Origin of the sequence: Citrobacter sp. C1, from assembly GCF_014596895.2 — a bacterium.
Classification (GTDB): domain Bacteria; phylum Pseudomonadota; class Gammaproteobacteria; order Enterobacterales; family Enterobacteriaceae; genus Citrobacter; species Citrobacter gillenii.
The window spans coordinates 2270585-2295669 of the sequence record NZ_CP115035.1; the positions used below are offsets into that span (position 1 = coordinate 2270585).

The window sequence follows — 25085 nt, forward strand, 5'->3', positions numbered from 1 at the left end:
TATATTGTTTTTATCGATCAATAATGAATCATTGATCGATATTATTGATTGATTATAATTAAAAGCGCATTATCAGTATGTTATGATCAATTGGAGTGGTCTTATGCGCTATCATTTCATCGCGGAACCGATGAGAGACACAACGGAAAAGTTGCTGGGTGTTGAGATGATCGCCCGGTTTACCTCAGAGACGGTTCACCCGTTACATTCAGATTTCATCATTGCCGCGTGGAATAGTGCACAAAAACGCCATTTCATGCTTGAACAAATCGCGTTAATCACCCGAAAGCGCGCCTGGTTTGAGAGCAATAACCTTTTTTGTACACTTAATCTGATTGATGAAATGGCGCTTCTCGCGATAGGCGACCCTGCTATAACCTCGGCCTTACACGCTATGCCGTTTATTGCACTTCAACTCTCAGAACGTTTCCTGTCGAATACTGCTTGCCTGAATAACCTGCTGATTAATTCTCTGCGTGACGGGCCTAATGCCTTGTGGTTGAACAATCTTGGCTCTGGTAGCGTGGGGGCAAACCCGCTGGTCAGCGGTAATTTTGATGTAGTGAAAATGGATCGCGGCTTCTTTTTGTCGCAGGTCGAAAAGCCGATGTTTCCGGTTCTGATTAAGAACATCAGGGAATATTGTGACCGAGTGGTCGTCGAGGGGCTGGAGGACGCGCGGCTTATTGATGAACTAAGCCATGCGGGTATCTGGGCCGTGCAGGGTGATATTTTCCCGCCGGTTGCATTTAGCGACATTGAAGCATTGCTGCCTGTAGATATTTATCACTGATGACCAAAAGGCCCTCCATCAGAGGAGGGCGTCAATAACAGTTAGCGATCTTTGCGCCAGGCATCGGCGGTGAGCGCCTCACCGAAATGCCCGGATATCAGGCGGCGGGTCAGTTCATGCAGCGGCGAGGCCAGCACATCCGCCGTACTGCCGCGCTCGACGACCTCGCCCTGGTGCATCACCAACACCTGATCGCTGATGTGTTTCATCATCCCAATATGCTGCGTCACATAGATATATGAAATACCCTGTTTTTCCTGTAGCTCGAGCATCAGGTTAATCAGCTGCGAGCGCATCGACATATCCAGAGAGGCCAGCGCTTCGTCCGCGATAATCACTTTGGGACGTAAAATCAGGGCGCGAGCTAACCCCAAGCGCTGTTTTTGTCCTGGTGCCAACATATGCGGGTAGTAGCTAACGTGATCGGGCAGCAGACCGACCATGCGCATGGTTTCGACGATCTGCTTGCGGCGTTGCTCCGGCTCAAGATCGGTATTCAGACGTAGCGGAAAATCGAGGATCTGCGAGATACGTTGACGCGGGTTCAACGATGTTGACGGATCCTGGAAAATCATACGAATGCGCTGGCTGCGAAAAGAATAATCACCGTATTTTAGCGGATGATCGTCAATCAGCAGCTCACCGCTGGTCGGCTCAACCATTCCGGCCAGCATTTTTGCCAGCGTCGATTTACCGGAGCCGTTTTCGCCAATGACGGCAAGCGTCTGGCGCTCACGCAGTGTAAAGCTCAGTGGCTTGACGGCTTCTACGGTCTGCCGACGAAACAAGCCCGTCCGGTAGCGAAAGGTTTTGCTCAGGTTACGTACTTCGAGCAGTGTTTCTACCATCTCACTCTCTCTCCATGTTCAGCGGGAAATGACAGGCATAGAGATGATTCTTTGCTCCGGTCAGTCGTGGGGTTTCAATGCACTCACGTTGAGCGTAAGGGCAGCGCGGCCCCAAACGGCACCCCATTGGTAACTGTTCCAATAATGGGATCGCACCAGGCATCGTATTCAGGCGGCTTTTATGCGGCATTGGGCTACCAAAATCTGGAATGGCACGGATCAACGCCTGTGTATAAGGATGGTGCGGAATCGTCACCAAATCTTTACTTGGCGCGGTTTCCACCGTTTGTCCGCAGTACATGACGTTGATTTTATCCGCCCACTGGCTGAGCATTTGCAGGTCATGGCTGATCAGCAAAATGGTGGTGTTGCTGTTTTGATTGAGCCGGGTCAGTAGACGGAAAATTTGCGCCTGAGTGGTGGGCTCCATCGCATTGGTCGGCTCATCGGCAATCAGCAAACGTGGCTGATTCGCCAGGGCGATGGCAATCATGACTTTCTGGCACTCGCCGTCCGTCAACTCATACGGGAAGCTGCGCATCGCATCTTTATGGTCTTTTATCCCGACGCGGTGCAGCAGTTCAATCGCGCGGCGTTTGCGCCAGCCAATGCGTTGCCACCAGCGCCCTTTATAGGTCCAGGCGGGAATATTTTGCATCAGCTGCCGTCCGACGCGTTCAGACGGATCGAGACAGGACTGCGGTTCCTGAAAGATCATGGACACATTATGCCCGACCAGTTTGCGCCGCTCGCGGGCAGACAGTCGTAGCAGATCGATATCATCAAAGCGCATGCGGTCAGCGGTCACGCGCCAGTTGTCTTTTGCCACGCCGCAAATAGCCTTGGCGATTAAACTTTTACCGGAGCCAGATTCACCGACCAGCCCACGGATCTCGCCTTCATTGAGTGTCATACTGACGCGGTCAACGGCCTTTACCCAGTCGTCGCCGGTTCTGAACTCAATGGTCAGGTTACGAATATCCAGTAATGGCATTATTCCACCCCCGCGATAATTGCGCGGCGTACACCGTCACCTAACAGGTTTACCAGCAGCACGCTAATCATGATCGCCGCCCCGGGCAACATCACGGTCCATGGGGCAACGTAAATTAACTCCAGCGCGTCGCCCAGCATGGCTCCCCATTCCGGCGACGGAAGTTGTGCGCCGAGGTCGAGAAAGCCCAGTGCGGCAATATCCAGAATCGCCATCGACAAAGCGCGGGTGATTTCAGTGATAAGCCCAGCGGTAATATTGGGCAAAATCGCAAACCACAGAATGTTGAGCGTGGAGGCACCATCCAGACGGGCAGCAATGACATACTCTTTTTCCAGCTCGTCATGCACCATGCTATAGACAGAGCGCACCATGCGTGGCAACAGCGCCAGCCAGACGGCAAACATCGCGTGCGTCAGATGGGGGCCAGCAAACGCCACCACAATGATCGCCAGCAGCAGCGACGGGATCGAGAGCAGGGTATCGAGAATATGGTTCAACACTGCCGAGCGTAAACCGTGGCTTGCCCCGGCTAAAACCCCCAATACCAGACCGCATATCGTGGCGGCGAGCGTGACAACAAATGCGCCGCCGACAGTGGGAGCTGCACCGCTCAGCAGGCGGCTTAATACGTCACGTCCCAGATCGTCGGTCCCAAGGAAGAATGACACCTCGCCATAACGCGACCAGGAAGGCGGGAGCAGTTGATAACCCAGAAATTGCTGATCGATACCATAAGGCGCAAACCAGCCACCGAAAACACACAGTATGGCCAGTCCCGCACAGCCATACAGACCGACCATTGCAGACGCATCGCCATAAAAATTTCGCCACGCGGTACGCAGCGTGCCAGGCGGGCGCTTTTCGCTGTATACGCTATCGTAAGGCATACCATTCCTTATGTTTCAGAGGGTTAGCCATGGCACCCAAAATATCAGAGATCACGTTTACGATAATGACCAGTGAGCCAATCACCATCACGCCGGCTGAAATTGCGGCGTAATCCTGCTGGCGAATGGCGTTGATCAGCCAGCGGCCAAGGCCTGGCCAGCTAAAGACCATTTCGGTGATCATCGCCAGCGTCAGCATGGTGGAAAACTGGAGACCAAGACGCGGGATTACCGGCGGTAGGGCATTATGCAGTACGTGGCGACGCAAAATGGTCAGCCGTGACAGGCCGCGAGTGGCCGCCGCTTTTACGTAATTTTGATCGAACACCTCGATGGTACTGATACGCATCAGGCGAATGACTTCGGTCGTTGGCGCAACGGAGAGCGTTAACACCGGCAGCACCATGTGGCGTATTGCGCTGACCAGCATTTCATCGCGCCACGGCGAGTCGGAAAGCCACGCGTCGACGATGGCAAGACCGGTAACAGGTTTGACTTCATAAAGCAGATCAAAACGGCCAGACACGGGCAGCCACCCGAGCGTTAACGAGAAGAACAGCGTCAGCAACAGTGCTAACCAAAAAACCGGGATGGAAAAACCCATCAGGGCAAAGGCACTAATGCATCGATCCGGCCATTTATTGCGTGTGATCCCCGCCAGCATGCCAATCGGAATACCGACCATTAGCGCAAAACCGAAGGCGAGAACGCACAATTCCATTGTGGCAGGGAACACTTCTTTCAACTGTTCCGAGATCAGTTGTCCGTTAATGCTGGATACACCGAAATCCCAGTGGATGAGGCCATTGAACCAGAATACCCACGCATTCCACAGCGACGCACCCTGCAGAGGAGCATGGGGGGTAAAATAACTCAGGCTGAACCCGATAAACGTCAGGAAGAACAGGGTGACCAGGAGCAATAGAAAGCGACGCAGGGTAAAGATAATCATGGTTTTTTCACCTCATCTTTCTTTTCCCTGGATACGCCGGCAAAGGAGGCATTACCGAATGGGCTGAGTACCAGGCCTTTGATGTCATAGCGATAGGCCTGCAAACGCAGTGAAGAGGCCAGCGGCAGGATGGGTAGCTCTCGTGCCAGGATCGTTTGCGCTTCGTCATAGGCATCAATGCGTGACGAGAGCTGCTGCGATGACAGCGCTTTGCGCAGAACGTTGTCAAACTCCGGATCACACCAATGGGCAAAGTTGGTCTGCGAGTTGATGGCGGCACAGCTAAGCAGCGGACGGAAAAAACTGTCAGGATCGTTACTGTCTGTCGCCCAACCGGACAACGTCAGATCATGGTTCATATCCATTAATCTCGCCTCCTGAAAACGACCTTCCACCGGAATAATCTTCACTTTCACGCCAACCTGCGCCATGTCCGCTTGAATAAGCTCGGCGGTTTTCAGCGGGCTGGGGTTCCAGGCCTGGGAGCTGGTTGGTACCCAAAGCTGTAACGTCAGGTTCTCCAGCCCCAGCGCTTTTAACTGCTCGCGAGATTTTGCCGGATTGTATTCTGTAATTTTAGCTTCGTTGTCATACGCCCACGAGGCGCGCGGCAAAATAGATGCGGCGGTTTCTGCTGTACCGTAATAGATCGACTGCATCAGCCGCTGGTTGTTGATTGCCAGCGCCAGTGCATGACGCACGGCCGGATTGTTCAACGGGGGTTTATTGGTATTGAAAGCCAGGTAAGCAATGTTCATCCCAGGGCGCAGCGTCAGGCGCAAACGTGGGTCATCACGTAAGATGCTGAGCTGACTGGCAGCAGGCCAGGCCAGCACGTCGCATTCACCGGTGAGCAGTTTTGATAAGCGCCCGGTTCCACCAGAACCGAGATCAACGACGACCTGCGGCATTAAGGGTTTCCCGCGCCAGAACGCGTCGTGACGCTGCAGGCGAATATATTGCCCGCCACGATTTTCCGAAAGCTGATACGGACCGGTACCGACAGGCTGTCGGTCCAGTAATTCCTTGCGATCCTGTTTTGCCAACTGCCCCGCGTATTCCGCTGACATAACCGACGCGTAATGCGTGGCCAGATGCCACAGGAAAGACGCATCCGGTTGAGTCAGGCGAAATTCAACGGTATGGCTGTCCAACTTGCGCACGCTTTGCACATTATCGGCGAACTGGAGGCTATCAAAGTAGGGGAAGTTGCTGCCGTTAACATTGTGCCACGGATGCTGGCGGTCAAAGATTCGCTCGAAGGTAAACACCACATCGTCTGCATTCAGTTTACGAGTAGGGGTGAACCAGGTGGTTTTTTGAAATGGCACGTCACGACGCAGGTGGAAGCGGTACGTTGCGCCGTTATCCAGCACCTCCCAGCTTTCGGCCAGTTCTGGCACCAGGCGATAGGTGTAAGGATCCACATCAAGCAGACGGTCATAAAGTTGGGCGGCAAGCGTGTCGACGATCAGTCCACTGCTAGCTTTCTGTGGGTTGAACGTATTGACCTGTCCGCTGACGCAATAGACAAAGCCGCTGTCACGAATATCAGCGTGCGTGGTCTGCTCAGGCGCGGCAGCAGCCTGACCACTCAGAAGTCCAGCCATCACAATCAGAGATGATAAAACCAGGCGCATAATTTTTAAGGTTTTTAGAGTCGATCTGCAAAGTGTATCGCACAACGGCCCGTCAGGTAAAAATGTCTGCAGGTAACTGGCGTAAATGTGTGCGATTCAGGTCAAGGAACCGCTAAATCTGATGTTTTTTGAGCAATGCCCGCAGCTGGTGGTAGGTCAGCCCGAGTAATTCTGCCGCCTTTTTCTGATTAAACTTTGCCTGCTGCAAGCTGGTTTGCAGAAATGCTTTTTCTTGTTGCTGCTGGAATTCACGTAGATCCAGCGGCAGTGTCACCGGCGCGGAGTGAGTTTCCTGCTCCGAAGGTTGTACGGTGTGGCGTTTGAAAGGGTCAATCACGACTTCATCCAGTGGAAATTCGCTGGTGCCGTGGCGGTAAACAGAGCGCTCGACGACGTTTTTCAGCTCACGAATATTGCCCGGCCAACGGTAGTGCAGCAGAGTATCCCTGGCCTGTGCGCTAAAGCCTGGAAACAGTGGTAAGCCAATTTCCCGGCACATTTGAATGGCAAAGTGCTCGGCCATTAGCATGATGTCGCTTTGACGCTCCCGCAACGGGGGAAGTTGCACCACATCGAAGGCCAGCCTGTCGAGCAGGTCCGCGCGAAACGTCCCTTCATTAACCATCCGCGGTAAATCGGCGTTGGTGGCGCAGACCAGGCGCACGTTAACCTGCAGCGGTTGGCTGCCGCCAACACGTTCGAGTTCCCCGTATTCAATCACCCGTAGCAGTTTTTCCTGTACCAGCATCGGGGCGGTGGCCAGTTCATCAAGAAACAGCGTCCCGCCATCAGCGCGTTCAAAGCGTCCGGGATGACGTTTTTGTGCGCCGGTAAAGGCGCCGGCTTCGTGACCGAACAGTTCTGAATCGAGTAAGTTTTCATTGAGCGCCGCACAGTTCAGCGAAATAAACGGCCCTTGCCAGCGCGAAGAGAGGTAATGCAGGCGGTTAGCGATCAACTCTTTGCCCGTGCCGCGCTCACCGATCACCAGTACCGGTTTATCCAGCGGTGCCAACTGAGAAACTTGCTCAAGCACCTCGATGAAACTGTTGGCTTCGCCGAGGACGTTGTCTTTGTATCCGGTCATGATGAAATTCACTATTTGTTAGTGTTATTCACCAATGTACCCTAATTTCGCTATCAGGTAAAATTAACTATTATTTTTATAATCAAATAGTTATAAAGTTGGCACGCAATCTGCATTAATCCAGCAGCAGGGCATCGCCCGATATCAGAACTATCAGTGAGGATTACATTATGGGTATTTTTTCTCGTTTTGCCGACATCGTGAACGCCAACATCAATGCGTTGCTGGAAAAGGCTGAAGATCCGCAGAAGCTGGTGCGGTTAATGATTCAGGAAATGGAAGACACGTTGGTTGAGGTGCGTTCGAACTCGGCACGTGCGCTGGCGGAAAAGAAACAGCTATCCCGCCGTATTGAACAGGCCACCGCGCAACAGGTTGAGTGGCAGGAAAAAGCAGAACTGGCGCTGCGTAAAGAGAAAGAAGATTTGGCGCGCTCTGCCTTAATTGAAAAGCAGAAGCTTACCGATCTGATCGCCTCGCTGGAACATGAAGTGACGCTGGTTGATGACACGCTGTCACGCATGAAAAAAGAGATTGGCGAGCTGGAAAATAAACTCAGTGAAACCCGTGCTCGTCAGCAGGCATTGACCCTGCGTCATCAGGCCGCCAGTTCTTCACGTGATGTTCGTCGTCAACTGGACAGCGGTAAGCTCGATGAAGCCATGGCGCGCTTTGAGTCTTTTGAGCGTCGTATCGACCATATGGAAGCTGAAGCTGAAAGCCATAACTTTGGTAAGCAAAAATCGCTGGATCAGCAATTCGCCGACCTGAAAGCGGATGATGAAATTAGCGAGCAGTTGGCGCAACTGAAAGCCAAAATGCAGCAAGACAAGCAATAATAATATCTGGCGGCGCCCGAACGCGCCGCCGCTCATCACCTGTAAGGAGTACTCATGAGCGCGCTATTTCTGGCCATCCCGTTAACCATCTTTGTGCTGTTTGTTTTACCGATTTGGTTATGGCTGCATTACAGCAACCGTTCCAGTCGTGGCGAATTGTCGCAGAACGAACAGCAGCGTTTAGTGGAGCTGAACGCTGAAGCGCAGCGCATGCGTGAGCGTATTCAGACGCTGGAAGACATTCTGGATGCTGAACATCCTAACTGGAGGGACCGCTAATGGGAGGCGTTAACCTGAACAAAAAGTTGTGGCGTATTCCGCAGCAGGGCATGGTGAAGGGGGTCTGCGCAGGTATCGCGCAGTATCTCGACGTGCCGGTGAAGCTTGTACGGATTCTGGTAGTACTGTCGATTTTCTTCGGCCTGGCTTTTTTCACCCTGGTGGCCTATATCGTACTGACTTTTGTGCTGGACCCAATGCCGGACAATGTCGCAACCGGTGAACAGCAACCGTCCAGCGGGGAACTGTTGGATGCCGTCGACCGCCAACTCGCGGCCAGTGAAAATCGTTTGCGGGATATGGAGCGTTATGTGACGTCAGATACCTTCACATTGCGTAGCCGCTTCCGTCAACTGTGAGAAATGAGATGAACAATCGCTGGCAACGTGCCGGGCAGAGGGTAAAGCCTGGCGTTAAATTAGCAGGTAAGCTGGTTCTGTTTACGGCACTTCGCTACGGCCCGGCGGGCGTCGCCGGGTGGGCGGTAAAATCCGTCGCCCGTCGCCCGCTAAAAATGTTGCTGGTTTTGATGCTTGAACCTTTATTGAACAAGGTCGCCAAAAAAATATCCCGCCGTTATGGTCAGTGATAGTGCGCTCGCAATATTTTCTTAAGATCAGTTATATAGTGTTAGATGAAATTAGGTCATTTAACAGGACGATACTATGTTGAGAAAAGGGGTATTCGCGCTAGCGTTGCTCATCGGTATGCCGGTTTTTGCCGCGGAACATTGGATTGATGTCCGCGTACCTGAGCAATACCAGCAGGAGCATGTTCAGGGAGCCGTCAACATTCCCTTAAAAGATCTCAAAGCGCACATCGCGTCCGAGGTTCCGGATAAGACCGACACCGTGAAACTGTACTGCAACTCCGGGCGGCAATCGGGACAGGCGAAAGATATGCTTACCGAGATGGGATACACGCAGGTCACAAATGAAGGGGGGATCAAAAGCATTGATCTTCCGAAAGTAGAAAACAAATAATCGCACAATGTACATCTATTTCGGGCGGCATTATTTTTTGTCGCCTGCTAGACCTCAGGTAGTTGATAAATAAGAATTACCCCTATCTTTAGTTCCAGTTTGTTATATTTTCTACGGTTCCTTCAGCATAACGGGATGGCGATGAAGCGACTCAAAAATGAACTCAATTCGCTGGTGAATCGCGGCGTGGACAGGCATCTGCGTCTGGCTGTCACCGGGCTTAGCCGCAGTGGTAAGACCGCGTTTATCACCGCGATGGTGAACCAATTACTCAATATTCATGCCGGCGCTCGTCTGCCGCTGCTCAGCGCGGTGCGCGAAGAGCGTCTGCTCGGCGTTAAACGGGTTCCACAACGCGACTTTGGCATTCCGCGCTTTACCTATGATGAAGGGCTGGCCCAGCTGTACGGTGCTCCGCCGACTTGGCCGACACCGACGCGCGGCGTGAGTGAGATTCGTCTGGCGCTGCGTTATAAGTCCAATGACTCATTGCTGCGCCACTTTAAAGACACCTCCACGTTATATCTGGAGATCGTCGATTATCCGGGCGAATGGCTGCTTGATTTGCCGATGCTGGCACAGGATTACCTGAGCTGGTCGCGGCAAATGACCGGATTATTGCAGGGCCAGCGGGCAGAATGGTCGGCAAAATGGCGGCAGTTAAGTCAGGGGTTAGATCCCTTAGCGCCCGCCGATGAAAATCGTCTGGCGGAGATTGCCGCCGCCTGGACGGATTATTTGCATCAGTGTAAGCAGCAGGGCCTGCATTTTATTCAGCCGGGGCGCTTTGTTCTGCCGGGCGATATGGCGGGCGCACCCGCGCTGCAGTTTTTCCCGTGGCCGGATGTTGACGCGTATGGCGAATCGAAACTGGCGCAGGCTGATAAAAACACCAACGCTGGCATGCTGCGCGATCGATTCAATTACTACTGCGAGAAAGTGGTGAAGGGGTTTTATAAGAATCACTTCCTGCGCTTTGACCGTCAGATTGTGCTGGTTGACTGCCTGCAACCGCTCAATAGCGGACCACAGGCGTTTAACGATATGCGTCTGGCGCTCACGCAATTGATGCAAAGCTTCCATTATGGTCAGCGTACATTGTTCCGGCGGTTGTTCTCACCGGTGATCGACAAGTTACTGTTTGCCGCTACCAAAGCCGACCACGTGACGGTCGATCAGCATGCCAACATGGTGTCGCTACTGCAGCAACTGATCCAGGACGCCTGGCAAAATGCCGCCTTTGAAGGCATCAGCATGGATTGTCTGGGGCTGGCGTCGGTACAGGCCACTACCAGCGGATTGATCGATGTGAAAGGCGAGAAGATCCCGGCACTGCGGGGGAACCGCCTGAGCGACGGCGCGCCGCTAACCGTCTATCCGGGAGAGGTGCCAGCACGCTTACCGGGTCAGGCGTTTTGGGACAGTCAGGGCTTTCAGTTTGAAGCGTTTCGTCCGCAGGTCATGGATGTGGATAAGCCCTTACCGCACATTCGTCTTGATGCCGCGCTGGAGTTTTTAATAGGAGATAAATTGCGATGAGCGAGCCGTTAAAACCGCGTATCGATTTCTCAGGACCGCTGGACGTTGATCAACGTCCGGCCTTTAAAGCGCAGCAGATGTTCGACGATACGCAAGCGCAGACTTTTTCTCCGGCTCAACTTGACGAGCCGCTGGCAGATGAAGGACAAGCTGAAGCGGTCATTGATGCTGCTTTACGTCCTAAGCGTAGCCTGTGGCGCAAAATGGTGATGAGCGGACTGGCATTGTTTGGCGTCAGCGTGGTCGCACAGGGTGTGCAGTGGACGATGAATGCCTGGCAAACGCAGGACTGGGTTGCGCTGGGCGGGTGTGTCGCCGGGGCGCTGATCGTTGGCGCCGGTGTCGGTTCGGTGGCAACGGAGTGGCGTCGGCTGTGGCGTTTACGCCAGCGCGCGCACGAGCGTGATGAAGCGCGGGATTTGTTGCATAGCCATGGCGCCGGCAAAGGGCGCGCGTTTTGTGAAAAGCTGGCACAGCAGGCGGGTATCGACCAGTCTCATCCGGCGCTACAGCGCTGGTATGCCTCTATACACGAAACGCAAAACGATCGTGAAGTGGTGAGTCTGTATGCTCATCTGGTGCAGCCTGTGCTGGATGCGCAGGCGCGACGTGAAATCAGCCGCTCAGCGGCAGAATCTACGTTGATGATCGCGGTCAGCCCGCTGGCGCTGGTGGACATGGCATTTATCGCCTGGCGAAATCTGCGATTGATTAACCGTATTGCGACGCTATACGGCATCGAACTGGGCTATTACAGCCGCTTGCGCCTGTTCCGCCTGGTGCTGCTGAATATTGCCTTTGCCGGGGCCAGTGAACTGGTTCGTGAAGTCGGTATGGACTGGATGTCGCAGGATCTGGCTGCACGTTTATCCACGCGTGCTGCCCAGGGCATTGGCGCCGGGTTGTTAACGGCGCGTCTGGGGATTAAAGCGATGGAACTGTGTCGTCCGCTGCCGTGGATTGACGATGATAAACCGCGTCTCGGTGATTTCCGTCGCCAGCTGATCACTCAGGTCAAAGAGACCGTACAAAAGAATAAACCTGCGCGTGAAAGCTGAGTAAAAATGGGCGCCGATCGTATAACTTTACGCCCCGGCGCCTAATTTTCCAGCGTGCTGTCAATATTTGTTGACAGAGTCCTTCCTGCTAACGAAATACTGGCTTATCATCTATCACATGATCCCTTGTTTAGGTGAAGGTTCCCATGCGTCTGGAAGTGTTTTGTGAAGACCGACTTGGTCTGACCCGCGAATTACTCGATTTACTGGTGCTTCGAGGCATTGACTTACGCGGTATCGAGATCGACCCCATCGGGCGAATCTACCTTAATTTTGCGGAACTGGAGTTCACCAACTTCAGCAGCCTGATGGCTGAAATCCGCCGTATTGCCGGTGTTACGGATGTGCGCACCGTGCCCTGGATGCCTTCTGAACGCGAACACCTGGCGCTGAGCGCGCTGCTTGAGGCGCTGCCTGAACCGGTCCTTTCACTGGACATGAAAAGCAAAGTGGAGATGGCGAACCCGGCGAGCTGCCAGCTTTTTGCCCACACTCAGGATCGTATGCGCAACCACACGGCGGCGCAACTCATCAATGGCTTTAACTTCCAGCGCTGGCTGGAGAGCAATCCGCAGGATTCCCACAGCGAGCATGTCGTCATTAATGGACAGAATTTCCTGATGGAAATAACCCCTGTCCATTTGCAGGGCGAAAATCAGGAACAGATGTTAACCGGCGCGGTGGTGATGCTGCGTTCCACCATCCGCATGGGGCGTCAGTTGCAAAACATGACCACCCAGGACCTGAGCGCCTTTAGCCAGATTATTGCTGTCAGCGCCAAAATGAAACACGTGGTAGAACAGGCGCGTAAACTGGCCATGCTGAGTGCGCCGCTGCTGATTACCGGCAATACCGGGACGGGGAAAGATCTGTTTGCCCATGCCTGCCATCTGGCAAGCCCGCGAGCGGCGAAACCTTATCTGGCGCTGAATTGTGCGTCGATCCCTGAAGATGCGGTAGAAAGCGAGCTGTTTGGTCATGCGGGGGAAGGTAAAAAAGGTTTCTTTGAGCAGGCTAACGGTGGTTCAGTACTGTTGGATGAAATTGGCGAAATGTCGCCGAGCATGCAGACCAAATTGCTGCGTTTTCTTAATGACGGGACCTTCCGCCGCGTCGGCGAAGATCATGAGGTTCACGTTGATGTCCGTGTGATTTGCGCCACGCAAAAAAATCTGGTGGAGCTGGTACAGAAAGGTTTGTTCCGCGAAGATCTCTATTATCGTCTGAATGTACTGACGCTCAACCTGCCGCCGTTGCGCGATTGTCCGCAAGACATTATGCCGCTCACCGAGCTGTTTGTGGCGCGTTTTGCCGACGAACAGGGCGTGCCGCGCCCGAAACTGTCCGCCGATCTCAGTACGGTGTTAACCCGCTACGGTTGGCCGGGTAACGTGCGCCAGTTGAAAAATGCTATCTACCGGGCATTAACCCAGCTTGAAGGGTACGAACTGCGGCCACAGGATATCTTATTACCGGATTATGATGCGGCGACGGTAGCTGTGGGGGAAGAGGTGATGGAAGGGTCGCTGGATGAAATTACCAGCCGCTTCGAGCGCTCTGTCCTGACGCAGCTGTATATGAATTATCCCAGTACGCGCAAACTGGCCAAACGACTTGGTGTTTCGCATACGGCAATCGCCAATAAGTTACGTGAATACGGTCTGAGTCAGCAGAAAAAAAGCGAAGAGTAATACGTAGATGAAAAAGCCTCTGAATGGAGGCTTTTTGCTTTAGGGCGACTTAGGCTTTCAGTACGTCCAGAGCGGCAGCATAGTCTGGCTCGTTGGTGATTTCATTCACCAGCTGGCTGAAAATGACGTTGTCATTCTCGTCGATAACCACCACGGCACGCGCGGCCAGGCCCTTCAGTGGGCCTTCGGCGATTTCAACGCCGTAGTTTTTCAGGAATTCCGCGTTACGCAGGGTGGACAGAGTGATCACGTTGCTCAGACCTTCCGCGCCACAAAAGCGAGAATGGGCGAATGGCAGGTCGGCTGAAATACACAGTACGACAGTATTGTCGATTTCTGTCGCCAGTTGGTTAAACTTACGTACCGATGCCGCACAGACGCCGGTATCGATGCTTGGGAAAATATTCAGCACTTTGCGCTTGCCGGCAAACTGGCCCAGCGTAACGTCAGACAGGTCTTTAGCCACAAGGGTAAAAGCCTGCGCTTTGCTACCTGCCTGAGGAATGGAGCCGGCAACGGCAACCGGGTTGCCCTGGAAATGAACGGTTTGTGACATGGTTATCTTCCTGTTTACATATAGTTAACGTCGAGGTTAGTTTATGCCATCAACAGTTAACACGGCAAACGCTATTTGCGGATATCCACTTCCGGGACTGCATAAGGAAAACAAATGAGAACAGTGAAGGTATATGAGGAAGCCTGGCCGTTACACACCCCGTTTGTAATTGCCCGTGGCAGCAGGACCGAAGCGCACGTGGTGGTGGTCGAACTGGAAGAAAACGGCGTGAAGGGGATCGGCGAGTGTACGCCTTATCCTCGCTATGGCGAGAGCGATGCCTCGGTACTGGCGCAAATTATGGGTATCGCCCCACAGCTGGAAAACGGACTGACGCGCGAAGATTTACAAAAGCTACTGCCTGCCGGTGCCGCACGTAATGCTGTCGACTGCGCGCTTTGGGATTTAAGTGCCCGGCAACAGCAGCAAACCCTGGTGGAGCAGGTCGGTGTCGAACTCGATGCAACGGTAACGACGGCTCAGACGGTGGTGATCGGCACGCCGGAACAGATGGCGGCAAGCGCTGCCGCACTGTGGGAGAACGGAGCGACGCTGCTGAAAGTCAAACTGGATGCGCGCTTAATCAGCGAACGTATGGTCGCTATTCGTTCGGCTGTTCCTGATGCGACGTTGATTGTTGATGCCAATGAGTCCTGGCGTGCCGAAGGTCTGGCTGCACGCTGTCAGCTGCTGGCTGACTTAGGTGTTGCCATGCTGGAACAGCCGCTGCCTGCTCAGGATGATGCTGCGCTGGAGAATTTTGTGCATCCGCTGCCCATCTGCGCGGATGAAAGCTGCCATACCCGCAGTAGCCTGAAAGCGCTACACGGACGCTATGAGATGGTGAACATTAAGCTGGATAAAACCGGTGGCCTGACGGAAGCACTGGCGCTGGCGACCGAAGCCCGAGAACAGGGGTTTGCATTGATGCTGGGATGCATGCTGTGCACATCGCGCGCGATCAATGCCGCTTTGCCGCTTACGCCGCAGGTCTGCTTTGCCGATCTCGACGGCCCGACCTGGCTTGCGAACGATGTGCAGCCCGCCCTGCATTTTACGACCGGGCAACTCCATCTTTAGGGTGCCAGCGCAGCAAATTGGACATCGCCAGCAGGTATTTTTCGCTGGCTTCATCTGAAGAGATGGGCGGGAACTCTGCGGTAATGCAGTGCAAGTTCAGATCGGCACACCAACTGCCGAAAGAACCCGGTGTTTCATAACCCACGCTGGTGACGAGGGGGAGTTCAAACCCTCGAGCCAGCCACTCGCCCAGTTCGCTGTGCCTCGGATCCTCAATGCATGCCAGCGGGTCGTGAAATGAGACCACCCAGGCGGGATGAATGCGGTGAATCAACTGACACAGCGCCTGGGTTTCCGGTTCGGAGCCCGGATGATCCCCCGTCAACAGCACGACATCACGTTGTTCTGCACTGCTATTCCAGCGGTAGACAGTTTCACCTGCTTTCCAGTTTGCTGCCGGGAAATTACGATTGAGATCAACCCCGTTAGCATTGGCGCGCAGGCCGAGCTGACACCCGTCAGGGTTTACCGCCAGTACCACGTGGTGACGGCGCAGGGAAGGGGTAAGCGTACGCAAGGCGCAGGACAGCGTGACAATTGATGCGTTTTCGTCACCGTGGGTACCCGCCAGAATGAGTCCACTATCACGATCGGCTGCCGGCGCGGGAAACCAAATTAACGGGGCACCTAAGAGTGAACGTCCGTAATGTTCGGTTCCTGGCGGAAATGCGCCGCGCTCGGCACGGGGACGGGTAACGGTCATAGTCATCTCTGAATGCATAAATTGTTATTCGCAGTGTTGTGCAAAATGTATGGATAATCAAATCGTTTTCACACACTTATCTTTTCAGGTGTAATATCACTTTCTTGTCCGAAGTTAATTGCATTTCCTGCTGGCGATACAAATAATTACACATTCACTTAATGGCCAGATTTGAGGGTATCTTATGCGGCATTCTGTTCCAGTAACCTGTTGTGCGCTGTTGGTTAGCAGCATTTCCTTGTCCTGGGCTGCGGATGTACCCAGCGGTACGGTACTGGCAGAGAAACAAGAACTGGTGCGTCATATCAAAGATGAACCGGCCTCGCTCGATCCGGCCAAGGCTGTGGGGTTACCAGAAATTCAGGTCATTCGTGATTTATTTGAAGGGCTGGTTAACCAAAACGAAAAGGGCGAAATTGTGCCTGGCGTTGCCACCCAGTGGAAGAGTAACGATAACCGTGTCTGGACGTTTACGCTGCGTGATAATGCCAAATGGGCCGACGGTACGCCGGTAACGGCACAAGATTTTGTTTACAGCTGGCAGCGTCTGGTTGATCCGAAAACACTGTCTCCGTTTGCCTGGTTTGCGGCGCTAGCCGGGATCAATAATGCGCAGTCGATTATCGATGGTAAAGCCACTCCCGATACGCTGGGCGTTAGCGCGGTAGATGCCCGCACCTTAAGAATTCAGCTGGATAAACCGCTGCCATGGTTTGCAAATTTAACGGCTAACTTTGCGTTTTATCCGGTACAGAAAGCCAATGTTGAAAGCGGTAAAGAGTGGACGAGGCCGGGTCATTTAATCGGTAACGGCGCGTATGTATTAAAAGACCGAGTGGTTAACGAAAAATTAGTGGTGGTACCGAATACGCATTATTGGGATAACGCCAATACCGTGCTGCAAAAAGTCACCTTCCTGCCGATTAACCAGGAATCTGCGGCAACAAAACGTTATCTGGCTGGCGATATTGATATTACGGAATCCTTCCCGAAAAACATGTATCAGAAACTACTGAAGGATATTCCGGGACAGGTTTATACCCCGCCGCAGCTCGGCACCTATTATTATGCGTTTAACACCCAGAAAGGCCCGACGGCTGATTCACGCGTGCGTCTGGCGCTCAGCATGACTATCGATCGTCGTCTGATGGCGGAAAAAGTCCTCGGAACCGGCGAAAAACCGGCCTGGCATTTTACCCCGGATGTCACGGCGGGATTTACGCCTGAACCTTCACCGTTTGAGCAAATGAGTCAGGAAGAGCTGAACGCGCAGGCGAAGACGCTGCTGCGTGCGGCAGGCTATGGACCACAAAAACCGCTAAATCTGACGCTGTTGTATAATACGTCAGAAAACCATCAGAAGATTGCCATCGCCGTCGCGTCAATGTGGAAAAAAAACTTGGGCGTTGATGTGAAGTTGCAAAACCAGGAGTGGAAAACCTACATCGACAGTCGTAATACTGGTAATTTCGATGTTATCCGCGCTTCCTGGGTGGGGGATTACAATGAGCCGTCTACCTTCCTGTCGTTATTAACCTCGACTCACACAGGCAATATTTCGCGGTTTAATAATCCCGCGTACGATAAAGTGTTGACCCAGGCCACGATGGAAAGCACCGAAAAAGCCCGTAATGCGGACTATAATGCGGCAGAAAAAATACTGATGGAGCAGGCGCCAATTGCTCCGATTTATCAGTACACCAATGGTCGTTTAATTAAGCCATGGCTGAAGGGGTATCCGATTACCAACCCTGAAGATGTGGCATACAGCCGCAGCATGTATATTGAGAAGCATTAAATCTGTTATCGGCTGGGGAATTTTCGTGCCAGCCTTTTCCTGTTATTCCGGGGGCTGGTGCTCCCGGCAAATCAGCATTGAATCATCTTCACTCAACACCTCTTTCGTCAGATTACAAAATCCCTGACCCTTTATTTTTTGGTGAAACCGACAGCTATGGCACAGACCAAAGCCTGGCACATTGTGGGTCCGCTGAATTTCTCTTAGTAGTTCGAACAACAGTTCTTTTAGCTGAGTCGCGCGTTCACCCATTGCCGATTCGCCTGCCACTAAAAATGTGGGGGGAAGCAGCGCATCCAGTAAGGTGTTGGCTGACTCAGTTAACTGCAGATGAACGCTGCGTTTATCGCGATCATCCTGCTTGCGCACGATCAACCCTTTGGTTTCCAGAAGCTTAAGCGACTGGGATACCGTACCTTTGGTGAGACCGAGGTAATCCGTCACGCCGAGCGGCGTATTGGAATAGCGGTTGCAGCGCGCCAGATACATTAACGCGCTGAGCTGTACTGGTTGCAGCTCCGACAGTAATGGATGCTGGCGAAACCACATCCGCATCAGGCTAGAAAGCCTGTCCATAACGTCGAAAAGTGACATATCGTGCATAACAAAATCCTCCTCGACATATAGTATCGACTAAAAACTATATTGACAAAGTCTAAATCTATCGTAGTATAAATTATAGTATCGAATCGATACTATAATTCACAGGAGAGATATTATGAGCAAAGCCCGGTTTTATCATGCTGGTTGCCCGGTGTGCGTATCCGCAGAACAAACGCTGCTACAACATCTGTCCCCTGATGTGGAGGTTGATGTCATTCACCTGGGAGAACAGCCTGCTCGGGTGGCAGAGGCTGAGTTGGCTGGCGTGAAGTCTGTTCCGGCGTTGGTCATCGATGGCAATGTGCTGCATATCAACTTCGGCGCACCTATCGAAGCCTTGAAATAACACAAGCGTTCGGGGCGTTGCATGGGCAATTTCCCGAACATCCGATTAAATGCTCAGGGGGCGTTATGTATTCCACAGAAAAGTATCACCCTGTTGATTGCGACCTTCATGATTATCTGGAGATCGCCTGCTTATACCGCTATATGCTGCGTATTGCGCTCACCGACGGCACAGTCTTTGATGCCAGAGCCGTGACGACACGAACAACGGCAGGTAAAGAGGAGTATTTGGTGGTTGAAAGGCAGGAAAGTCCGCAAAACATTCGTCTGGATTACCTGTCAGCCATCACCGCGTTAACGGCAGGGGCGAAATTTAGCACTGTGCTATTTGCCTCTGTGACTCGTTGACGTCACTGAGAGAGCGTTACACGGTATAAATCCGGATGTCGTGCGCCTGAAAAGCGGTGCCATACTGTTTGCTTATGTTTTCCTCTACCACCATCACATCGATTTCGCTGCTCTGAGCGACCACATATCGGGCCACTGCGGGGATCTTATCTGCCGTCAGCGCGACAATGGTTTCATTGCACTGCTTAATCACCGCTCTCTTGAACTCACAGTCGGCATAGTCAAATCCGGTTAAACCGGATTCCGGTGCCATTGCGCAGCCGCCAATAAATCCCTGGTCAAACAAAATGCCCTGCACCTGGGTTATCGCGGTGGTGCCTACACTTCCACCGGATGAGCGCTGTATCGGGCCACCGAGGATTATGACATCGTACAACGGTTTCTTGAGCAGAGCGGTGGCAATTTCCGGAGAATTAGTCACGACGGTCAAAGCAAGCTCGGCGGGTAACGCTTCAGCCATCGCCAGATTGGTGGTTCCGCTATCAATAAAGATACAGCTGCCGGATTTGACCAGTCGGGCACAGCGTTGCGCGAGGCTACTCTTTTTCGCCGTATTTTTCGTTTTCCTCACCGACATATCTTCAGATTCCGGCAAAGAAATGACGGCGCCACCGTACACTTTTTTGCAGACACCTTCTTTACTTAGCTCATGCAAATCCCGACGAATTGTGTGTTCTGACACGCCGAGTCGACCGGCAAGCTCGGAACAGACAACCCTACCGTTTTCCTGCAGGATTTGATAAATCAGCGACTGACGTTGTTCCGGGAATGCAGCATAATCGAGCATCAAAACTCCTGATAAAATAAACATCGAGCAATAATAATCATGATCGTGCATTATGACTGATATTGTCAATGTCCCTTAATGGGCGTGTTTGAGAGAGGCAGGTGATGAAGATTGCACATATGGCGCTGTGGACACAGGATCTCGAGCGGCAGGCCCGTTTCTGGGTCACCTTTTTTGGCGGTGAGATTAACGAAAAATACGCCAGTAAAACTAATCCCGGGTTTGAATCCTATTTTGTCAAAATTGGCGAGAGTATTGCGATTGAGTTAATGACTAAACCCAGCCTGAGCCAGGTGGTGCCCGACAATAACACCACCGGGTGGGTACATCTGGCGATCTCTGTTGGTGGGGTAGAGAACGTCGACTCAATATCAATGCGCGCCAAACAGCAGGGGATCCTCGTCTCCGGTCCGCGTACCACTGGAGATGGCTATTACGAAGCGGTCATTCACGATCCCGACGGCAATTTAATTGAGATTGTTGCATAACGCGAGTTGGTTTGCGCATATCGCGGTGGAAATCCCGGCTCCAGGCGCCTCGAACGAATGCCTGGAACCCGTGGCCGACGAAGAATACAACCAACTTCCCTGATTGATAGACTAATAAGACGCGGGGTTCCGCGCCTTATGCCTTTTAATGAGCAGAAGCCTGAGGCTGAGGCTGAGGATTGTCCATATACAGCGTCTGGCTGGGGAAAGCAAAGTCAGCGCCGTTTTCCTGGACCAGGGTGATAATTTTCAAATAAACATCTTGCTGTACGGCAAGCCACTCCTGCCACACGGTTGTCTTGGTGAAGCAGTAAACCATAATATTCAGCGACGAATCGGCAAACTCATTAAAGTAGACCAGTAGGGTCTGCTTCTGGTCAATTCCAGGGTGATTTTGCAGCATTTGTCTGATCGCATCGACAATCGTGCTTATTTTATCGGCATCCTCATACCGCAACCCGATCACCGTTTTTATCCGTCGATTGCTCATCCTGCCCGGGTTTTCTACGCTAATTGATGAGAAAATCGAATTGGGCACATACAGGGGACGATGATCGAAGGTGTTTATTTTGGTCATCCGCCAGCCAATTTCGGTCACCGTACCTTCGATGTTTCTGTCCGGGGAGCGGATCCAGTCACCGATGCTGAACGGTCTGTCAAAATACAGCATGATACCTGAGAAGAAATTGCTCAGAATATCTTTCCCCGCCATACCGACAGCAATACCACCGATACCGCCGAAGGTTAACAGGCCAGACAGGCTCATACCAAAATGCTCGCCATACAGTAAAACGATGGCGACGACGATCGTAATCTTAATAATACGCGACAGGATCCGCGCACTGGTAATGTCCCGGCCTTTGTTGATCTGCGTTTTTTCAAACTGGTTAATCACCAGAAAGAGCTTTGTGGTTAAAATCAATGCAATCAACGAGGTACAAAGAAAATCGACCACGCTGGGCGAGACAAATGTCAGTTTATAGCTGTCGATAACGTTATTGGCGATGCTGCCAAACGTACCGATAATAATGGCATAGACGAAAAACTGCGCCGCGTGGAATATAAATCCTTTGCAGTGTTTTTCACTACGATGAAACCAGACGCTCATCAGCACTAATGCTGCACAGCAACTGAGAATGACCGTCAGATTAAAGGCATTATTCATAAACAATTTAGCGATCATGATTCTCCCTGGCTACTCCGTGTTAGCAAAATATCATCTGACATCCTGAACCTCAGGTATTTTACCTGTAACAGGCTGTCATATCATTCATCATGAGGAGATAGAAATAATACAATTAGCGCTATTTTCAGTTGAATAGCGCGGGTGTCAACCCCGTAGGCAGTTTATGTAGCAGACAGTGAGTTGATGTCATGGTATTGTTATTGCAAAGTGACAATATTTTCATCTGCACAAGAAAAGGACGAGACTATGATCATGGCTAAGCTGAAGACAGCTAAGGGAAGAAAATTTCTGTTGTGTCTGCTTGGGGTGTTTATCATCGCCGCATCGGTGGTGACGCGTGCCACTATAGGTGGGGTGATTGAACAGTACAATATCCCGCTGTCTGACTGGACGGCTTCCATGTATGCCATCCAATCGGCAATGATTGGCGTCTACAGTATGGTGTTTACTATTCTGCTGGCAATCCCGCTTGGGATCTATTTCCTTGGCGGCGAGGATAAGCACTAAGCGCTTATGATGCCGGATGACATCGTCATCCGGCAGGTTGCTGCGTGATCAATCGTCTTCGTCGTCCAGTTCAACCGGCGTCTGATACTGATCGGGCTTAATGACCAGCAGATCGCAGCGTAGATGGTCGATGACCTGTTCCGCCGTATTGCCAAGGAATGCGGCAGAAATGCCGGTGCGCCCCACGGTACCCAGTACTACGATACCCGCCTGTAAATGCTCTGCCAAATCAGGAATGACCTCTTCAGGCAATCCTTTTTCAACGTGCGTGACTTTCTCATCGATGCTGAATTTCTGACGCAATGCCTTCATGGCCAGCAGGTGCTGTCCGCGAATCGCGTCGTTATAAACGCTAGGGTCAAACTCAGGCAGTTCAATGGCGATGTTGATTGGGGTAACAGGGTAAGCCCCCACCAAATGTACTTCGGTATGGTTAACCTGATCTGCGAGCATCAGCGTTTCTTTGACCAGCTTTTCGTTAAGCGCGTTGTGATACGCTTCTTCGCTGGCCAGGTTGACGGCAACCAGCGCCTTCCCGCCTTCCGGCCATGGTTGGTCTTTGACCATCCACACCGGACTTGGGCATTTACGTAATAAATGCCAGTCGGTTGGGGTGAAAATCACCGCCTCCAGGCGGTCGTGCTGGTGCGCCATTTTAAGAACCAGGTCATGCTTAGCACTGATGACTTCCTGGATGATGGCTTCGAAGGGACGGTTGTGCCAGACCACTTTAATATCAAGAGGAATACCTGCATCAATATAGTATTTCGCTTGCTCGCGTATCCATGCCGTTCGCTGACTGATAACGCCTTGACGCATTGCCGTCCGCTCATCGGGCGACAACAGGGTAGTCATCTCATAGGAAAAGTCATAGATCGGCAAAAAGGCTTTAATTTTGCCACCAATCCGTTGATGCAAATAAACAGCTCGCCGTAATGCAGGTTGATCGTCCTGGTTCGGATCGATGACCACCAGCATGTTTTGATACATAGCCATACAGGGTCTCCTTACAACTGTCACCGCAGTTTGTCATTAAAAGAGTAACCCAATAATGTGGATTGAAACAGGGGAGAACCTCCTGCCAGATCAATAAATCGGGAGAATCCCGGTTTTTTGTCCGTATCCCACGAAATGAGAGCAACTGTTCTTAGCCGTTGTAACCCTTTGATGCCAGAACGGGTTGAGATTTCTCGTCAATTTAAAAAAACTCATCGAGCATCAAATGAAACTGCAACTTTTTCAGATCAGGGGTTGCGATGCCATATGTATGAAAAAGTCTATTCTGTAAAGACGGTGAAAAATCACCGAGACAGTTCCAGAGAATGGCAAGATCCTGGTATCGATCGGCGATACCAACGCGACCAACATCAATACAACCCACCACTTCACCCTGGCTAATAATAAGGTTATCCAGTGAGAAGTCTCCGTGCGTCACCACGGAGTCGAGCGAGAAGGGTAAAAGGGACTGCATCTCATTCCAGACTTGTTCCACAGACCACCCCTTGCGCTCATCATCAAAATCATCAGCATCAACCAGACCGCTATTCATTCGTGTTTGCGCCAATGCGAGCCGAAACAAATGATCGCTGTTAAAAGGACAGTGGCTTACAGGGATCTGGTGTAACCGCTGCAGGAATACAGCAAGTGCATCAACAATACTATTCTGTGCAGCAGGGTATTCTTCTAACATCTGGAACGCAGTCTTGCCGGGTATCGCTGTTGTGAGTAGCAGCGCTTCATCCCCTGTGCGGGTAAAATGCTTGATAGCCGGAAGTGGTAAATAAGCCTTCAGCCAGTTAAGTCGGATCATTTCATCTGTAATATCGTCGGCAACGGTCCCTCTACCTTGCTTCAGGTACAATTCCGGCGCACCAGCTTTACTATACAATCGATAAATGGCTGCGCCAGATTGACCGACATGATCACGCGCCCATTGATAGCCCTTCAGGTCAGCGTCCAGACTTGTATGTAATTGCAGAGCTGAGCACTGCTTTTCCCTTTGAATATAATTCATAACATTCCTTTGTATTGTGACTGACTCATAGCGGATGCATTTGTTGTAAGCAGAAAACGTATACCAGACGGGCAAAGCGGAAAAGAGTCGATGAATGATGATTAGAGCAGAAGAGAACCTTCTGCCAGATCGTTAAATTGGGAACATTTAGCGATGTGACAGAAGGGTAATAGCGGTGCTTGCAGAACGATTACGCTACGTTGCGTGAATGGCCAGCAAGAACAGCCAGCGCGTCGCTATTCTCGATAGTGATATATTTGCCTTTCACCGCCAGCATGCCGCTTTTCTGGAATCGACCCAGCAGACGACTGATGGTTTCTACCGTGAGGCCGAGATAGTTACCAATATCTCCGCGAGTCATGGTCAGGCGGAATTCGCGAGGCGAGAATCCACGTTGGGCAAAACGACGGGACAAGTTGTAGATGAAGGCCGCTAAACGTTCTTCTGCGTTCTTCTTCGACAGCAACAGGATCATGTCCTGATCGCCTTTGATCTCGCCGCTCATCAGACGCATCATCTGCTGACGCAGATTCGGCATCTTACCGGACAGATCGTCCAGGGTCTCGAATGGGATTTCACAGACCATTGAGGTTTCCAGCGCCTGTGCAAAGCTCGGATGATGACCGCTACCGATGGCGTCAAAACCGACTAAATCGCCGGCCAGATGGAAACCGGTAATTTGCTCATCGCCTTGTTCGGTAATGGTATAGCTTTTAATCGTTCCGGAGCGGATAGCATAGAGTGATTTAAGTTCATCGCCTGCTTTAAAGAGCGTCTGCCCCTTTTGGATAGGCTTTTTGCGCTCAATGATATTATCGAGTTGGTCAAGCTCGTGCTCGTTAAGTGTGAACGGGATGCAAAGCTGGCTGATGCTGCAATCCTGGCAATGGATAGCACAACCGCCAGACTGAATGCGCCGTATAATTCGCTTTTCCGGGATCATAGGTCTGCTCAAGCCGTAATTGATATTTGTCAATTTTAACATCTTTTTGGTGAGCACGTAAGCCTGACCTACCCCTAAGAGAGAATAATTCAGGCATAAGCGAGTTGAATGTTTGTATCTGTTTGATTAACCGC

General features: G+C 51.9%; 29 protein-coding genes. 15 read left to right on the plus strand and 14 right to left on the minus strand.

Going from position 1 to position 25085, the window contains the following annotated elements; genetic code table 11:
- The first annotated feature begins 103 nt into the window (after nt 1-103).
- A complete protein-coding gene (locus IB214_RS10980; protein WP_117342881.1) occupies nt 104-793 on the plus strand; it encodes an EAL domain-containing protein in 690 nt (229 codons plus the stop codon).
- 41 nt (nt 794-834) lie between these two features.
- Here IB214_RS10980 and sapF read toward each other — a convergent pair whose 3' ends face one another.
- The 6 genes from sapF to pspF all read right to left on the minus strand — a co-directional run bounded on the left by sapF (nt 835) and on the right by pspF (nt 7219).
- The gene (sapF, locus tag IB214_RS10985; protein WP_096756842.1) at nt 835-1641 is read right to left on the minus strand and encodes a peptide ABC transporter ATP-binding protein SapF; all 807 of its coding nucleotides are present in this window, start codon (nt 1639-1641) and stop codon (nt 835-837) included.
- A gap of 1 nt (nt 1642) precedes the next feature.
- Entirely contained in the window at nt 1643-2635 is a 993-nt protein-coding gene (gene sapD, locus IB214_RS10990) for a peptide ABC transporter ATP-binding protein SapD (protein ID WP_096756843.1), read from the minus strand.
- Nucleotides 2635-3525: a peptide ABC transporter permease SapC gene (sapC, locus tag IB214_RS10995; RefSeq protein ID WP_117342880.1), complete on the minus strand. Its 891-nt coding sequence runs from the start codon at nt 3523-3525 to the stop codon at nt 2635-2637. Before sapC ends, sapD begins: the two co-directional genes overlap by 1 nt.
- A complete protein-coding gene (gene sapB / locus IB214_RS11000) occupies nt 3512-4477 on the minus strand; it encodes a peptide ABC transporter permease SapB (protein ID WP_096756886.1) in 966 nt (321 codons plus the stop codon). Before sapB ends, sapC begins: the two co-directional genes overlap by 14 nt.
- Nucleotides 4474-6117: an ABC transporter substrate-binding protein SapA gene (sapA, locus tag IB214_RS11005; protein WP_117342879.1), complete on the minus strand. Its 1644-nt coding sequence runs from the start codon at nt 6115-6117 to the stop codon at nt 4474-4476. Before sapA ends, sapB begins: the two co-directional genes overlap by 4 nt.
- A gap of 112 nt (nt 6118-6229) precedes the next feature.
- Nucleotides 6230-7219 carry a phage shock protein operon transcriptional activator gene (gene pspF, locus IB214_RS11010; protein WP_161959029.1) on the minus strand — a complete coding sequence of 330 codons (990 nt, stop codon included), beginning with the start codon at nt 7217-7219 and terminating at the stop codon, nt 6230-6232.
- A gap of 155 nt (nt 7220-7374) precedes the next feature.
- Here pspF and pspA point away from each other — a divergent pair, with 155 nt between their 5' ends.
- The 8 genes from pspA (at nt 7375) to tyrR (ending at nt 13593) form a co-directional block, all read left to right on the plus strand.
- Nucleotides 7375-8043: a phage shock protein PspA gene (gene pspA, locus IB214_RS11015; protein WP_096756889.1), complete on the plus strand. Its 669-nt coding sequence runs from the start codon at nt 7375-7377 to the stop codon at nt 8041-8043.
- Between the two features lie 54 nt (nt 8044-8097).
- Nucleotides 8098-8322, plus strand: coding sequence for an envelope stress response membrane protein PspB (gene pspB, locus IB214_RS11020; protein WP_115258337.1), 225 nt, complete (start codon nt 8098-8100; stop codon nt 8320-8322).
- A complete protein-coding gene (gene pspC, locus IB214_RS11025) occupies nt 8322-8681 on the plus strand; it encodes an envelope stress response membrane protein PspC (protein ID WP_117342877.1) in 360 nt (119 codons plus the stop codon). Before pspB ends, pspC begins: the two co-directional genes overlap by 1 nt.
- 8 nt (nt 8682-8689) lie before the next feature.
- Entirely contained in the window at nt 8690-8911 is a 222-nt protein-coding gene (gene pspD / locus IB214_RS11030; RefSeq protein WP_096756892.1) for a phage shock protein PspD, read from the plus strand.
- Nucleotides 8912-8987: 76 nt separating this feature from the next.
- The gene (gene pspE / locus IB214_RS11035) at nt 8988-9305 is read left to right on the plus strand and encodes a thiosulfate sulfurtransferase PspE (RefSeq protein WP_115258338.1); all 318 of its coding nucleotides are present in this window, start codon (nt 8988-8990) and stop codon (nt 9303-9305) included.
- 141 nt (nt 9306-9446) lie between these two features.
- Nucleotides 9447-10844, plus strand: coding sequence for a YcjX family protein (locus tag IB214_RS11040; protein WP_117342942.1), 1398 nt, complete (start codon nt 9447-9449; stop codon nt 10842-10844).
- A complete protein-coding gene (locus IB214_RS11045; RefSeq protein ID WP_096756894.1) occupies nt 10841-11902 on the plus strand; it encodes a YcjF family protein in 1062 nt (353 codons plus the stop codon). Before IB214_RS11040 ends, IB214_RS11045 begins: the two co-directional genes overlap by 4 nt.
- 146 nt (nt 11903-12048) lie before the next feature.
- Nucleotides 12049-13593 (plus strand): transcriptional regulator TyrR, encoded by a 1545-nt coding sequence (gene tyrR, locus IB214_RS11050; protein WP_115258340.1) that lies wholly within the window; start codon nt 12049-12051, stop codon nt 13591-13593.
- Nucleotides 13594-13642: 49 nt separating this feature from the next.
- Here the strand turns inward: tyrR and tpx are convergent, their stop codons facing one another.
- Nucleotides 13643-14149 (minus strand): thiol peroxidase, encoded by a 507-nt coding sequence (gene tpx / locus IB214_RS11055; protein ID WP_096756896.1) that lies wholly within the window; start codon nt 14147-14149, stop codon nt 13643-13645.
- A 114-nt stretch (nt 14150-14263) separates the two neighbouring features.
- Here tpx and ycjG point away from each other — a divergent pair, with 114 nt between their 5' ends.
- A complete protein-coding gene (ycjG, locus tag IB214_RS11060) occupies nt 14264-15229 on the plus strand; it encodes an L-Ala-D/L-Glu epimerase (RefSeq protein ID WP_117342876.1) in 966 nt (321 codons plus the stop codon).
- Here the strand turns inward: ycjG and mpaA are convergent.
- Nucleotides 15204-15932 carry a murein tripeptide amidase MpaA gene (gene mpaA / locus IB214_RS11065; protein ID WP_115258342.1) on the minus strand — a complete coding sequence of 243 codons (729 nt, stop codon included), beginning with the start codon at nt 15930-15932 and terminating at the stop codon, nt 15204-15206. The genes ycjG and mpaA overlap by 26 nt on opposite strands.
- 184 nt (nt 15933-16116) lie before the next feature.
- On the opposite strand from mpaA, the gene mppA reads away from it, so the two are divergent.
- On the plus strand, nt 16117-17730 hold the full coding sequence (gene mppA, locus IB214_RS11070; RefSeq protein ID WP_115258343.1) for a murein tripeptide ABC transporter substrate-binding protein MppA: 1614 nt from the start codon (nt 16117-16119) through the stop codon (nt 17728-17730).
- A 42-nt stretch (nt 17731-17772) separates the two neighbouring features.
- Here the strand turns inward: mppA and IB214_RS11075 are convergent, their stop codons facing one another.
- A complete protein-coding gene (locus tag IB214_RS11075) occupies nt 17773-18333 on the minus strand; it encodes a MarR family transcriptional regulator (protein WP_115258344.1) in 561 nt (186 codons plus the stop codon).
- A gap of 115 nt (nt 18334-18448) precedes the next feature.
- Here IB214_RS11075 and IB214_RS11080 point away from each other — a divergent pair, with 115 nt between their 5' ends.
- Nucleotides 18449-18679: a glutaredoxin domain-containing protein gene (locus IB214_RS11080; protein WP_096756901.1), complete on the plus strand. Its 231-nt coding sequence runs from the start codon at nt 18449-18451 to the stop codon at nt 18677-18679.
- Between the two features lie 65 nt (nt 18680-18744).
- Nucleotides 18745-19026 carry a Rho-binding antiterminator gene (locus tag IB214_RS11085; protein ID WP_117342875.1) on the plus strand — a complete coding sequence of 94 codons (282 nt, stop codon included), beginning with the start codon at nt 18745-18747 and terminating at the stop codon, nt 19024-19026.
- 16 nt (nt 19027-19042) lie between these two features.
- Here IB214_RS11085 and IB214_RS11090 read toward each other — a convergent pair whose 3' ends face one another.
- Nucleotides 19043-19813 (minus strand): DeoR/GlpR family DNA-binding transcription regulator, encoded by a 771-nt coding sequence (locus IB214_RS11090; RefSeq protein ID WP_117342874.1) that lies wholly within the window; start codon nt 19811-19813, stop codon nt 19043-19045.
- A 104-nt stretch (nt 19814-19917) separates the two neighbouring features.
- Here IB214_RS11090 and IB214_RS11095 point away from each other — a divergent pair, with 104 nt between their 5' ends.
- Nucleotides 19918-20301, plus strand: coding sequence for a VOC family protein (locus IB214_RS11095; RefSeq protein WP_115258347.1), 384 nt, complete (start codon nt 19918-19920; stop codon nt 20299-20301).
- Nucleotides 20302-20446: 145 nt separating this feature from the next.
- On the opposite strand, the gene IB214_RS11100 is transcribed toward IB214_RS11095, so the two are convergent.
- Entirely contained in the window at nt 20447-21484 is a 1038-nt protein-coding gene (locus tag IB214_RS11100; protein WP_117342873.1) for a mechanosensitive ion channel family protein, read from the minus strand.
- Nucleotides 21485-21733: 249 nt separating this feature from the next.
- Here IB214_RS11100 and IB214_RS11105 point away from each other — a divergent pair, with 249 nt between their 5' ends.
- Nucleotides 21734-21994, plus strand: a complete 261-nt coding sequence (locus IB214_RS11105; RefSeq protein ID WP_096756906.1) for a DUF2534 family protein — start codon at nt 21734-21736, stop codon at nt 21992-21994.
- Between the two features lie 48 nt (nt 21995-22042).
- On the opposite strand, the gene uspE is transcribed toward IB214_RS11105, so the two are convergent.
- The 3 genes from uspE to fnr form a co-directional block, all read right to left on the minus strand.
- On the minus strand, nt 22043-22990 hold the full coding sequence (uspE, locus tag IB214_RS11110; protein ID WP_096756907.1) for a universal stress protein UspE: 948 nt from the start codon (nt 22988-22990) through the stop codon (nt 22043-22045).
- Between the two features lie 202 nt (nt 22991-23192).
- A complete protein-coding gene (locus tag IB214_RS11115) occupies nt 23193-24008 on the minus strand; it encodes an APH(3')-I family aminoglycoside O-phosphotransferase (protein WP_117342872.1) in 816 nt (271 codons plus the stop codon).
- Between the two features lie 190 nt (nt 24009-24198).
- Entirely contained in the window at nt 24199-24951 is a 753-nt protein-coding gene (gene fnr / locus IB214_RS11120; protein ID WP_135911931.1) for a fumarate/nitrate reduction transcriptional regulator Fnr, read from the minus strand.
- Nucleotides 24952-25085 lie beyond the last annotated feature (134 nt).